The organism is Streptomyces ferrugineus (assembly GCF_015160855.1).
Classification (GTDB): Bacteria; Actinomycetota; Actinomycetes; order Streptomycetales; family Streptomycetaceae; genus Streptomyces; species Streptomyces ferrugineus.
In genome coordinates, this window is sequence record NZ_CP063373.1 from 5,234,908 (window position 1) to 5,247,571 (window position 12,664).

The following is a 12,664-nucleotide window of genomic DNA, read 5'->3' on the forward strand; positions in this document are numbered from 1 at the left end:
GGTCACTGGTAAAGGAAGTCCGTCGACCACCGGGACAGGCCGGCGACGAGGGTGACAGCGGTGTCCGCCGCTTCGCGGCGCTGTGCTGCTGTGCGGTGGATCCAGACGGTGTCCTCGATCCGCCCGTGTGCGCCGTACTGCCGGGCCAGCGCACGGAAAGTGGCCGAAGCCCGGAACGGGGCGTCAGGCGGCTCGTCGTCGGCGACGAGCCGTGACGGGATGCCGCAGTACGTTTCGGACGTGATGAAGCAGGCCCAAAACACCAGCTCCAGCGTCGCTCGCTCATCACCCGCGACACGGTCCAGCAGGGCAGGCCGGCACTGCTGGCAGTCATCCAGCGTCACGTAGGTCAGCTGGTCCAGTACGTCGGGAAACGGCGCGGGCAGTTCGCATGTGAGGTACGCCCGGGACGGCGGGATGAACCGCAGTCTCTGCGCCGCGGCATCGTGCCGATGGTCGGCGCGGCTCGTCTTCTCCATGGGCTCTCCCGTAACAGGCTCGCTCCCTGGCACCACGGCTCATCCTTGCGGACCTTCACGCCCGGCGGTGGGAAAGTCACGAACCCGCCATGCGGCGGCAGATCTTCCGGTAGGGAGGCACTAGTCTGCCCGTGGCGGACGACCACCCGCCGTCCGATGGCCGAAGAAGAACCCTGCTCGTCGCTGTCCGCCCCGAAGACCGGCTGGCTCGGGGTGTGGGTACCGCGGGTGCGCTGGCCGCCCGCAGCCCTCGAGACGAGGCTGCCACCCACACGGATCTGCGGAACCCAGCCGGAGTCAGTCGTCTGCGTGCCGCAGGACAGCACTGCCCGATAGCGGGATCCACTCATCGCTGAGGGGAGCCAGTGCATCAGCCGGCGCGAGCGTTCCGACGGGTGCCGTGTACGCCCGCACAGTGTGCTCCCAGCAGGTCGACGTCAGCACGACCTCCCGGTCGAACAGCGCGGCCTGGAGCCCGAGAAGGCCGGCGCTCTGGAGGGCGCGAACGTAGTTGAGGAGTTCGATCGCCTTGACCATGACCCAGGCGATCAGGGGTACAGCGGCACGGAACCGTTCGGCCAGGCCAAAGGGATCGGCCTCTTCGAGGAGACCGGTGTCGTGGTGAACCACGTCGCCGTAGATCCATGCCATGGCCAGCTTGCGGTCGTCGAGATCGGTGGTCCAGCCCTCGGCGGCGTCGCCGAGCATGACCTGGTAGCCGCCTTCGCGTGCGGCGTTCGGCTCCGCTCTCGTGCGCCACTCGGCCCGCGCCGCCTTCACCCACATCGTGTCGTGCGGCAGTTCCCGGCAGAAGTACCCCACCGCGGCCAGCGCCTTCAGATACGAGCAGGCGTCACCTTCCAGCAGCAGAGGCCTGACCCGGGCCGCAGCCGACTCCACGACCTCCTCGGCCGGGTACTCCTGCCGGACTTGTACCTCACCGTTGCCGAGAGCCGTCACCACGTACGGTGCGCTGGACAAGGCAACCAGCGCGTCCCAGTCCGCCGCCAGCGAGTGTGCCTCCACCCGGCGGGCACGCACCACGAACGCCTCGAGTCTGCCGCGGTGCAGCGCCGCCGGATCCGCCCCTGCTTGAGCGTGGGTTTTCATCAGCCCCTCCAGGAGTAGGTGAACCGCCTGGTCCAGAGCCGCACGGCTTCGGCAAGCATGACGCGGCAGCCACACCAGCGGCAATCCGATTCAGGACGGCCAGCCGGGTGTCCCGCGCGCAGGCTGCCGGGTGTCGGGCCGGGTCAGGGCGAGGATGCGGGCTGTGTGGATGTTCTGCGGCGCGACCATGAGCTGGGTGCCGGCAGGTTGCCGTTGACGACGATGGCTGCGACGAGTGACGGCGCCTGTAGGTTGATCAGGCCGTGGAGCGCGGGCTGGAGGGTGAAGAGGTAGTTCTCCGGCACGCCGACGGGTGAGGTCTTGCGGCTCATGTCCAGGATGCACAGGATCGACAGGCGTGCGCCGTCGGCGGCTGCGTACTGGGTGGGCTGACCCATGTACTTGGGGGCGCGCTCTTGGGTGACCGGGGTGGTGCGCTCGACCTTCAGTTCGGCGGTGATGCCGTCGTGCCGGACGTCGAGGTATCCCAGGGCGAGCGGGCTGCCCCGTTCCAGGCGCCCGCCGAGTTCCGGCTCTGCCTGCAGTTCCTTGTACAGATCATCATGGAACTTGCGTTCGGTGACGTGACTGCCGCGTTTGTACTGCTTGCTCCAGGTCATGGTGAGTCCGGTGCGGCAGATGGCGGTGAACAGGCGGCAGAAGGCCTGGAGCTGGCCCTCGTCGTAGCCAGCGCGGTGGAGGCTTTCGTAGAGGGCGAGCAGACGTTCGTCGAAGACGGGGAAGCTGGTCAGGAAGTCGCGTGAGGCGTCGAAGGGCCGCAAGCGGATCTCTCGGTGCCCGGCAGCATCGAGGCTCTGGGTGAAGGGTTTCCCGTCCTTGGTGCCGCGCCAGCGCAGGTTGACCGAGAACGGTGGGGCAGGGCTGCCGGCGGGCAGGGCGAAGCGGAGGATGAGCGTGCCGGTGGCGCTCAGTGTCACCGGATCCTCGGGGCGTGGCGGGCGCGGCCACAAATAGGTGGGGGTTTCCGCCTCGGCGGGGGTGAAGTGGCCGAGGAGGTCTGCTTCGAGGCTCTGGGCCCAATCGGGCCAGGGGCCGGTGCGGACGTCGAGGCGGAGTTCGTAGACCGTGGAGGGGCGCAGGATCTGCGGGCCGGTGATGAGGCGTCCGTCGACGCTGGCCAGGACGACGGCGGCGGCCGACTGGTCCTCGGCGGCCCGGGCGTCAGTGTCGGTGTCCGCCGTGCCGGAGCGAAGCGGTGTGCGGCGTCGGCCTCGGGCGATCACCAGGGGCAGGGGCAGCGCGGCGAAGCGGGTGAGGAGGTCGGCCACGCCGCTGGCACCGGTGAGGGCCTGTGCCTGCTCCAGGACGACCAGCAGTGGTCCGGCCAGCGGGTCGGTGTCCGTGAAGCGCTTGTGAAGGTCGGCGGCGGTGGCGATGGCGCGTCGGCGGGCTGCGGTGGCCAGCGCGGTCATCTGGGCGGTGTCGGCGTCGAGTTCGGCCGCATCGAGCAGGACCAGGAAGGAGGCCACCTCACACAGTCCGGCGAAGGACCGCACGTAGGCGGCAGTCGCCGTCGCTTCCTGGGCCTGGTCTCTGAGGGTGTCCGCGGCGGCGCGGAGTTGGGCTGCGCGGGCCCGCAGTGCGTCGGCCGGGTCGCCGACTACGTCGCCGGGTCGCCGGTCCGTGTCGTACTGGCCAGTGCCGTCGGCCGGCGCCGGTTCGTGGCCGGTGAGAAGGCCGCGGAGCGTGACCCGGAGACGGGCCTGCTCGGTCAGAGCGCGGGCGTCGCTGTCTGCGTCCAAGGCGTGGGCAGCGTGGGTCAGCGCGCGGGCGGCCTCCCGCGTGTGTCCCCCGGCCGCGGCGGCGGCATCGAACGCGGCCGCGGCGGCGATCAGCGAGGCCAGCGCCCGGTGGACGGTGAAGGCGGGCTCGTCCGGTGTCGCCTCGAGGACGGCGTTCATGAGGGCGGCGGCATCTGCCTGGCGGGCTGCCCGCCAGGCGACTTCGGCATATTCGGCCGCACCGAACACCCCGTGCGGCCCGAGTTCGAGGGCGGCCTCCCGCAGATCCTGCATCGGCAGGCCTGCCAGGCCCGGGCCGCACTCCAGCAGCGCGCACAGTTCCTCGTTGTCGTGGGCGTTGAACCGGTCGTTGATGTGCGGGTCGCGTACCTGGCGCAGGCGCAGCTTCGCCATGGCCGAGGTGGCCGTGGTCTGCGGCAGCCAGTCGCGGCTCAGGGCATCGCGCAGGTGGTAGCGGTCGAGGTCGGCGGCGCGCTTGAGGATCTGCTGTTCGGTGAGGGCCCGGAGGGCTTCGTCGCCGCAGGAGAGACGGGAAGCGGCCGCCATGGCCTTCGTGACGGTGTCCGGGAACCGGTCGTTGTCGACCTGCGCGCAGACCAGCAGGGCGTAGCGCAGCAGAAGATGCGTGTCCTGGGTGCTCCACTCCAGACGGAGGGCGGTGTCGAGTACGCCGTCGATGACACCGAGGTAGGGGTCGTTGAGCAGGGCCGGCAGGAGGTCGGAGACGCTGGAGGGCAGCCGGTGGGCGCCGCCGATGTGGGCCCAGGCGCTCAGCGCGGCCGACCGGGAGGCGACATCGGCGTCGACGAGGTAGGTGTGCAGCAGCGGGAGAATCATCCGCAGCAGGCCGGGATGGTCACCGTGACGCCGTCCGAGCGTCCCCAGCAGGGGCAGCAGACGCGGCACGATGACCTGTCTGCGCCGACTGTCGCGTTCGTCGGTGATGGTGTCGATGACCGCGGCGCACACGGCTACCGCGTCGAGGGCGGCGAGGTGTTCCAACGCGTCCAGGAGCCTGACAATGCCGGACGCGAAGGACTGCAGGTGGGCCTCCCGTTCGAGGAACCGCAGCTGTGGCGGGAGTGTTTCGGGGGTGGCCAGGAGCGGGGCGGGTACGCTGTCCGCCGACTCCAGCATGTCGATGGCGGTCAGGACCGTGCCCAGGAGGGCAGGCAGGTACGGGCCGGCCCAAGCGGGGTGGGCTCGGGTCAGATGCTCGGCCAGGGTCGCGGCCTGGACGCGTACGTCGTCGCCCCAGTCTCCCCCGACACGGGCCAGGCACGTGGAGAGCAGTTCCTCGAAGACGGCCTGCTGCCGGCCCTCTCCGGGCTGGGGATCGCTCGAGGTACGGAACCGGTCCTCGGGGTCGATGAGGCGGCCGGCCTGTTCCAGGACCCCGAACAGGCGCTGGCGCAGGGTGTCTCCGGCTGTGCTGCCGGTCCGCTCGAGCTGGGCGGGCACATCCCCCACCTCCAGGACGAGCAGGGCGGCAAGGGCTTGCTGGAGGGTGCCCACCGGCGCGGGGTCGTTGTGGTGGTCACCGTCGACGCCCAGATTCAGCAACATCGCCGGCACGAGCGCGCCCGCCGCGTCCGGGTGCGTGAACCCCAGGGCCCGTACGGCGGCTGCGGCAGCGCGCCGGTCGGTCTCGGCCTCTCGTCGTGTCCGGGGTGCGGGCCGCACTCCGGCAGGCACCGCCAGCGACGCGGACGGCCGGGGGGCGGGCAGCATGCCGGTCAGTGCCGCGGCCACGGCGCGGGGGGACGCTCCCGCTGCCACCCGAAGACCGCTGGCGTCCCCGGTTCCGCCTTCATAGGACCCCAGACGTCGGCTTCGCGGCTCAGCGAGATACACCAAGGACCGGACCGCCGCCTCATCGAGCCGGCCGTCGTCGTCAGGAGTCAGCAGGTCAGCCACGCAGCGGCCGGCCTCCTCGACCGGGCCGCGCCGCAAGGTGTTCAGGGCCGCCATCAGGACATCCGCCGCGAACTCGCCGCGGGAGCGGGCCACGTGCCGCAGCGGCGTCAACAACGGTGAGACGCGCACGTCAGCCACCAGCCCCAGGGCCAGCTCGATCACTTCGGTGGTGAAGGTCTCCGGCGCCCGTTCCGCCAGCGCGGTCAGCCGACGCAGCGCACCGTCGCAGGTCGCCTTGTCCCGTTCCGTACCGGGCTCCTGGTCCAGGACGCCGATATCGTCCAGCGCACCGGCCATCGCTGTGTCCGATGACGCCTGCGTACCCCGGCGGTGCTCGGCGCGCCGCTCCCACGCGTGGTGCTGTCGTGCGGTTTCGGCTCGCTCGGCTTCCTCTGCTCTGGCCGCGGCTTCCCTGCGTTCGTCCATGACCGTGGCGAGGTTCGGCACATCGCCCGTGGGACGGCGGTGAACGCACCCCGCGCAGTGCTGTTCGTAGAACTCGCCGGCGATCCAGTCCAGGTTCCCGCTGGCACTGCCGTGCGCCACGAGGCAGCCCACCTGCCGCATGTTGATCGGCAGGCCGGTGGCCGCCTCGGCCATTCCCTGGCCACCGCACTCGGTGAACGTCATGTTCAGACAGTGGCGGCGGGCCATCTCCACGGTGACGGCGTTCCTGCGGCCGGTCCTGACCGCATCCTCGAAGATTCGCTCTGTCTGACTGTCCACCCCATCACTGTCTCAGGCACCACTGACAACGCCGACCGCCGTTCATTCCGCCCTTGTGCGCTTCGTGCTGTCTGCCCGCACCGCCTTCGCTTTTCAGGTCATCCCACGGGCGGTACTGCGCCGCACTGTCACGGGGCCGACGCAGTCCGCGTCGGCCATCGGCCCGGTGATGATCACGACGTCGCCGGTGGGGGCGACATCGCGCTGCGATGTGGGCTCCGACGACGGGGAGCCGTCGCAGAGGCGGCTCGTGTCCGGGAGCCGGGCCATCAGTGCCTCATCGGGCAGCCGCAGTTCGGGGTGCGCCGGGGCACGGGAGTGAAGAGTGGACGTCGTGGTGAGCTGCAGTCCGCCCGCGCGTCGCACCGGGTCTCGACGGCATCGGGTATCGGTATCTCGGCCTGGTCCTGAGCGTCGCGGACCTGCAGGGTGTGGGGCTGCAGGGCGAAGATCGCCATCAGCGAAGTGCCCGCCCGCCGCCTGCGGTTGCTTCTCGCCGATGCCCGGGAGGCGCGGCGGCAGCGGGGATGTGGTGGTAACTCATCGCGTCTCTTCCTGTCCTCTTGCCCGCTCGGGAGGCGGGGCGGCCAGGGGGGCACTGGTGTTCACGCCCCGGCGGTGGGAAAGTCACGAACCCGCCGTGCGGCGGCAGATCTTCCGGTAGGAGGAGCGAGCAGGCCCGGCTATCGTCAGCCTTGACGTCACGGGCGCCTCCACCGACTCGAACTCGCCAGCGCTGTACGCCTTCTGGAGGAACTACGCCAAGGGCACCATGGAGTAGCGGCACGGGCAAGGTGGTGGCCGCCTCCTGTATCCCGTACGCCTCTTACAGTCGCCCCCGAGGGGGTGGGCGCGATAGAAACCGGGGCATGGGGTTGAAGAAGGTGTGGTCGGCCGTGATGGCCGTGCTGGGCGTGGCCGGGCTGGCGGGGGTGCTGGCCCTGATGTTCACTCCGCTGAGCTGGCGCCTGGCACGCTGGCTGGCCGGGCAGGACTGGCCGTTGATGGACGCCGCGGCCCGGTCTGCGGCGGTGGGGCAGTTCCGGCTGGCCGTGGTGCAGGCCGTTGCGGGCGTCGGTGCCGGCATCGCCCTGATCTATACCGCCCGGTCCTACCGGCTGAGCCGTCGCGGGCAGGTGACGGACCGTTTCACGAAGGCGCTGGAGCGGCTGAGTTCGGATGAGCCGTATGTGTGCATCGGAGGTGTTCTGGCACTGGAACAGATCGTCCAGGACGCCCCTGACCAGGGAAGGCATGCCGCTCGGGTGCTGAATGCATTCGTGCGCCGCCATACACAGCCTGCCGGTGCGCCGCGCGGTCTGGCGTCCGTACAGCTTCCGGGGGAACCCGACGAGATGGTTCAGGAGGCGCTGCGGGCACTCACCGCACCTGGTTCACGGCGTCGAGGAGGTTCCTGGCCGCCGGTCGATCTCACGGGGCGTCATCTCGCGAAGGCCCGCCTGCCGGGAGCTGACCTGCGGGGGGCTCTTCTCAAGGGGACGACGCTCAAGGGCGCCGTTCTGTGTCGGGCGCGGCTCGACGGTGCGGACCTGGCGGATGCCGATCTGGTGCGAGCGGACCTGTCCGACGCACGGGGGCTGACGGTCGAGCAGGTTCTTGCGGCCCGCGGTTTGCACGACTGTGTGCTGCCGGAGCCCGTGCGCAGTGATCCCCGGGTCGTGGAGCGTGTCAGCCGGGGGGAGTGACGCCGGTGGCTTACGAAGGGTGCGTGTCAGGCTTCCAGAGTCCAGTCCGCGACGTCTTCGGGAAGCCTGTCCAGGACGTGTGTGCGGGTGGTCAGTTCGCGCAGGTTCTGCCAGAAGCGCCGTCTGACTTGTTCTGGTGTCATGCCGCGGAGTTCGGCGAGCCGTTGTTCGAGCCGGTCGATGTGGCCGGGGCGTGATGCGCCGGTGGTACGTCGGCTGGCCGGGAAGTCGGTCTCCGGCAGCAGACGTGTCAGGGGCAGGGAGGTCAGGATGTCGTCGGGCATGGCGGCGTTGACAGAGAAGTAGGCGCCCAGGTCGATGGCGTGTCGCCGCTCGGCGGGGCTGCCGAGGAACCAGTGCAGGATCATTCCGGGGTGCGGCTGGTCGGTCAGCAGGTCCAGGAGAGGGCCGGTGCGTCCGGTGCTGTGCAGCGACAGCAGAACGGGCTGGTCATGAGCGGCCTCAAGGATCTGGGCGAGTACGGTGCGTTGCCGCTCGAGGTTGCCTCGGCGGTCGAGGCCGACTTCCCCGATGAGGCAGCTGTGCCGCAGGGTGGCACGGAACTGCTGCAGGTCGAAGGCGTCGAGCGCTTCGGGTACGCCGGGGTGTACGCCGGATCCCCATACCAGGCGCGTGTCACGGCGTCGGCAGGCGCGGTGTGCTTCGGCCGGTGTGCGGGTGACGGCGAAGACGACGGCTCCGTGCAGGGCATCGATCTGCGCGGGGGTCACATCGGGTGCGATGTGGGCGTGGCAGTCCAGCGGTGGCAGTTCGTCAGGGAAGGGGGACATGGTTCAGCTCCTGCAGACCTCGTTGGCACAGGTCCACGACGGCGTCGAGGTCGGTGTCGGGGGGAAGTTCACCGACGGCGAGGATGTCGGTGTCGTCGATGCCGCGGACGATGGCCTGCCGCACGTCGTGGACGTCTTTACGACGGCGGTCCAGCAGCAACTGGTGTGCTGCGCCGGTGAGGTGATGGACGAGGTAGGTGGTGGTGTCGTGGTGGGGGCCCGCGGTGAATGATCCCCTGCGGACCAGGCAGGCCAGGCACAGGCCGCAGTTGAGGGTGGGGTCCCCGCCGGAGTACCAGTTGCCATCGAGTTTGCTGCACGAGAGGGTTGCCGCCCCAGCCTGCAGCAGGGACTGGCCCGCACGGTCCAAGGCTCGTGCCAGGAGCTGTCCCTTGGTGAGGTAGGCGTAGGGGTTGGCCACCGTCACGGGGAGGTCCAGGCTCGCCAGGAGCTCGTTGATTCGGGCGAACGTGCCCGGGTGGGTCGAGCGGGTGGACAGGGCGCCGCCCCGGGCGGCGGTCAGGGGCGGGTTGATGCTGGTGAAGCCGTTCTCGGGGACGGTCACCCGCCGGCTCGAAGCACCGGCGGCGACCGCTGAGGCCAGGGCGGCGAACAGCAGGCTGCGGCTGCGTGAGGAGGATTCCGCGGCGGTGTGGGTCTGGCAGAGTTTCACGCTGAGGTGGCGCAGCGGCTGCCGTGCACGGTCGTTGAGCCAGGCACTGGTCTGCTGCTGGGCGTGGCGGATGACGGTGCTGCCGTCGTAGTGGCTGAGGTGGATGCGCTCTGCCGTGTCCCCGAGATGGTCCGCGGCGCCGCACAGGGAGTCGAGTCCGCCGCTGAGGAGCATCACGTCGTCGGCATCGGGCACGGGTGCCGGGCGGTGGCCGCCGGGGGCGGTGGGTACGGCCTGCAGGTGCCAGGCGTCGCCGGTGAGCCAGGACAGCAGTTCTTCGGCGAGCCGGCCGGACGCAGCGTTCCAGGGGTCGGGGTCGACGGTGTGGACAGTGAGGTCGATGGTGCGCGTGAAGGTGGTGAGGGGACGGCGGGTGCTGCGGTCGGCGAGGTAGGCGGAGGCGGCGATACGGACGAGGTCGGCGGCGGCTGCCGGTGCGGGGCCCAGGAGGTCGAGGTCCCAGCCGAGTGTGCAGGTGACGGTCAGTGTGGGGCTGTGGGCGCGGGTGCGGGGCCAGTGCAGGGCGGTGGCGGAGGGCTCGTGCTGCTGTCCGTCGTGCGGCAGTACTTCGTAGGCGGTTGTCATGAGCGTCCTGCGCGCAGAATGCGCAGTGCCTCCCTCGTCACTCTCGCTGCTGTGGCGGTGAATTCCTTGACGGTCATGCGTCGCGTGTCGGGCACCGAGATGTGGCGTACTTTGCGCTGCAGCCAGGACCGCAGCCAGCCCTGTTTGCGGACAGCCTCCTCCGGGGTGAGGTTGTCGCTGGCTTTCTGGGACTGGAGCTCGACCAGGCCGAGTTCGTAGATCCATTCGGCGACGAGGCCGCGCAGGCTGTCTTCCGGGGTGGGCGGCTCGGCGGCGAGGAGGACGTCTTTGACGTGCTTGACGGTGGCTCTGCGCAGCGCCGCCTCGTCGGGGTGTCCGGCGTCGCCGAGGATGGCCTGCAGGATGCGGGAGATCTGGGTGCGCCGTGGCAAGCTGCTCAGCTCGGTGAAGTCCAGGCCGAGTTCACGCAGCTGCGCGGCATCGCCGTTGCGCAGGGCGTAAGCGCCCGCGAGGGCCGCGGCACCGCGCGAGGAACCCTTGAGTACCTGGCGCTGTGATCCGCCGCCGACACGGCCCGGGCCTGCCGCTCCCCCGGCCCCTCCTCCTCCGCCGCTGCCACGGGCCGGGGCGATCAGGGCGGAGAGCGGATAGCCTCCGGCGGGCACCGTGCCGTGGTCCGCGTCGTCCTTGTTCAGCGCGTTGGCCAACGCCTGCACAACGTCGTCGAGGAGCTGCTGCTGACTGTCGGGCAGGTCTGTGGTGTCCGGGGAGTCGGCGGATCCCGTTCCGGTGGCGGGCAGGGCGTCGAAAGCGTCATGGGCCGCGCTCCACTCGGCGGAGCCGCTGCCTCCGTAGGAGCCCGAAGTACCCATCAGGGTCCCTCCTGTTCCAGCTTGGCCGCTTCCCTCACCATCGGGTCGATGTCTGTCGCCTCTGCCAGGCGTGCCGCCAGGTCGCGCAGTTCCCCGCTGTCGCTGTCGGCGATGTCCAGGGCGGAGGCGGGAGTGAGGTTGCTGCGCATGTCCCACAGGCCGTCGGCGATGCGGCGGCGCAGATCCTCGGTGGCGTTCGCGAAGTACAGGAGGGACTCCACGAGCGGCTCGCTCTGCTGTTCCCGGCGGCCGCGCTCCAGCAGGGCCTCGACGACGGCCTGCTGCTCCGTGACCGGGCGGGCCGTCACCTCTTGCTGCGCGGTGCGCCGGTGCGGCTCCGACTGGCCGGCGAGGTGGGAGACCCAGGTGACCTGCTCCTGGGTGAGGGAGGCGGCCGCGGTGAGGCTCACCAGGGAGGCGGCCAGGCTGAGATAGGGGCCGATCGGGGCCGTGGTGAGATCGGGTTCGGACGCGGCCCAGTGCCTGCTCGTCTCACTGACCTGGTCCGGTCTGTCGTCGCGTTCCCCCTTCCCCCATGCCTGCCAGTGCGCGAGGAGTTCACTGCGGGCGGCGTCCTGGAGTTTGACGAGGGTTTCGAAGTCCTTGCCCGGGCTGTCTTCCAGCAGCATGAGCTTGACGATCACCGAGGGGTCGATGCTGATGCCCTGGCTCTCGGCGATCCGGGTCCGCAGGGCGAACGCGTTGAGGAAGCGTTTGATGCTGCGTGGGCTTCCGGACCGGTCGGCCGACAGACCGGTGGCCAGCCGGTCGGCCAGGGCGAGCGAGGCCACGTCGGGCTGCCACGGAAGATTCTGCAGGTCCGACAGGACCGGGGACTGCCCTGCGGCACGCCGCTGCTGGGCGTGCTCGACCAGTCGTGTGTAGTGCTCCGGCGAGCACTCGTGGGCCGAGAGCAGCAGCGTGATGAAGGTGGCTGCCTCGTCGGCGCCGATCCGCGGCAGCGACAGCGGCACCTGGACGATCTTCTCCAGGTAGCGGTGGGCGAACCGCTCGCTCCGGCCCGTGGCGTCCAGGCTCGCTGCGATCGACTCGCGCACCATGTCCTGGTCCGCTGCCAGGACGAACGCGACCTTCTCCACCGACAGGAAGAGCTTGATGGCCTCCAGCGTGGCCATCACCGCGTCGGGCAGACAGCGGTCCAGGTCGTCGACGAGCACGACCAGGCGCTTGAGCTGTGTCAGGTCCTTGAGCAGACTGGCGAACTCCTTCCGGAAACCCGCCAGACTCCTGGGATCGCTCTTCGAGCGGGGTGTGAGGGCCTCGACCAGGTCTGCGGACTGAGCGACCAGCGATCCCTTGGACAGGCTGACCGCAACGCGTGACCAGCTCACCCGTTCAAGAAGCCCATTGATCCTGTCCGGCAGGCCGTCCTGTGCCTTGTAGGCCGTCAGAAGATCCTGCAGGACTTCACCGATCACGCCGCCACGCACATCGAACTGGTCGTCGAACTCCCAGGGATCGAGACGGATCACCCGGTAACCGTCTTGCCCGTCCAGCTCCTTGTGCAAAAGTCGCAAAACCGTCGACTTCCCGCCGCCCCAGGGCGCGGCGATCCCGATCGTCACCGGGTCCAGATACGGGATCTCGAGCGTGGTCACCACCGTGTCGACGATGGATGCGAAGCCCAGCAGGTCCACACCCGTGGGATTGTCGTCCCACAGTCTCATTTCGCTCATCACGCCCCCAGCCTGCTGCCGCGCTCCGCCGGCGCCACGCGCACGCGCAATCGGTGGCCGGGCCCGGCCAAGCGGCCCCACAGGCCGCCTCACGTGCCGCTGACTCCTGTGCCGTTGACTCCTGTGCCGTCAACGCCCCAGCGCCATCCGGGAGCGGATGTCCCTGACCACAACGCGCCACGCCCCCTCTTCGGCCGTCATACTTACCACAACAGCAGCAATGGCCACAGCAGCTGACACGCCGTGACAAACATCTGCCCTTGTCACAGGATCACTCCGTACCCTCCCAGCGCCGACGCCGGAAGCTCCCTGAGCCCGGCCAGGGCTCTCACTCAGCTGGGAGGCTCAGCCGCCCCGAGCATCCGGGGCGCGCCCCTGCGTAGA

At 70.0% G+C, this 12,664-nt stretch carries 9 protein-coding genes; 1 reads left to right on the forward strand and 8 read right to left on the reverse strand.

The annotated features are described in order from the left end of the window. Positions 1–2: 2 nt before the first annotated feature. The 4 genes from IM697_RS23735 to IM697_RS23750 form a co-directional block, all read right to left on the reverse strand. The gene (locus IM697_RS23735; protein ID WP_194038046.1) at positions 3–479 is read right to left on the reverse strand and encodes a hypothetical protein; all 477 of its coding nucleotides are present in this window, start codon (positions 477–479) and stop codon (positions 3–5) included. Positions 480–776: 297 nt separating this feature from the next. Continuing rightward, positions 777–1,589: a hypothetical protein gene (locus IM697_RS23740; protein ID WP_194038048.1), complete on the reverse strand. Its 813-nt coding sequence runs from the start codon at positions 1,587–1,589 to the stop codon at positions 777–779. A 143-nt stretch (positions 1,590–1,732) separates the two neighbouring features. Beyond that, positions 1,733–5,995, reverse strand: coding sequence for a hypothetical protein (locus IM697_RS23745; RefSeq protein WP_194038050.1), 4,263 nt, complete (start codon positions 5,993–5,995; stop codon positions 1,733–1,735). Positions 5,996–6,088: 93 nt separating this feature from the next. Then, positions 6,089–6,361, reverse strand: coding sequence for a hypothetical protein (locus IM697_RS23750; RefSeq protein ID WP_194038052.1), 273 nt, complete (start codon positions 6,359–6,361; stop codon positions 6,089–6,091). Positions 6,362–6,864: 503 nt separating this feature from the next. Here IM697_RS23750 and IM697_RS44875 point away from each other — a divergent pair. Next, on the forward strand, positions 6,865–7,701 hold the full coding sequence (locus IM697_RS44875) for a pentapeptide repeat-containing protein (protein WP_228044131.1): 837 nt from the start codon (positions 6,865–6,867) through the stop codon (positions 7,699–7,701). A 26-nt stretch (positions 7,702–7,727) separates the two neighbouring features. Here IM697_RS44875 and IM697_RS23760 read toward each other — a convergent pair whose 3' ends face one another. Genes IM697_RS23760 through IM697_RS23775 form a run of 4 tightly spaced genes read right to left on the reverse strand, consistent with a single transcriptional unit; the run spans position 7,728 to position 12,280 of the window. After that, positions 7,728–8,492: a TatD family hydrolase gene (locus IM697_RS23760; RefSeq protein ID WP_194038054.1), complete on the reverse strand. Its 765-nt coding sequence runs from the start codon at positions 8,490–8,492 to the stop codon at positions 7,728–7,730. Continuing rightward, entirely contained in the window at positions 8,476–9,750 is a 1,275-nt protein-coding gene (locus IM697_RS23765) for a queuosine biosynthesis protein queC (RefSeq protein WP_194038056.1), read from the reverse strand. The genes IM697_RS23760 and IM697_RS23765 overlap by 17 nt, the downstream gene beginning before the upstream one ends. Next, positions 9,747–10,583, reverse strand: a complete 837-nt coding sequence (locus tag IM697_RS23770) for a hypothetical protein (protein ID WP_194038058.1) — start codon at positions 10,581–10,583, stop codon at positions 9,747–9,749. The genes IM697_RS23765 and IM697_RS23770 overlap by 4 nt, the downstream gene beginning before the upstream one ends. Beyond that, complete coding sequence (locus tag IM697_RS23775; protein ID WP_194038060.1) at positions 10,583–12,280, reverse strand: KAP family P-loop NTPase fold protein; 1,698 nt, start codon at positions 12,278–12,280, stop codon at positions 10,583–10,585. Before IM697_RS23775 ends, IM697_RS23770 begins: the two co-directional genes overlap by 1 nt. Between the last annotated feature and the right edge of the window lie 384 nt (positions 12,281–12,664).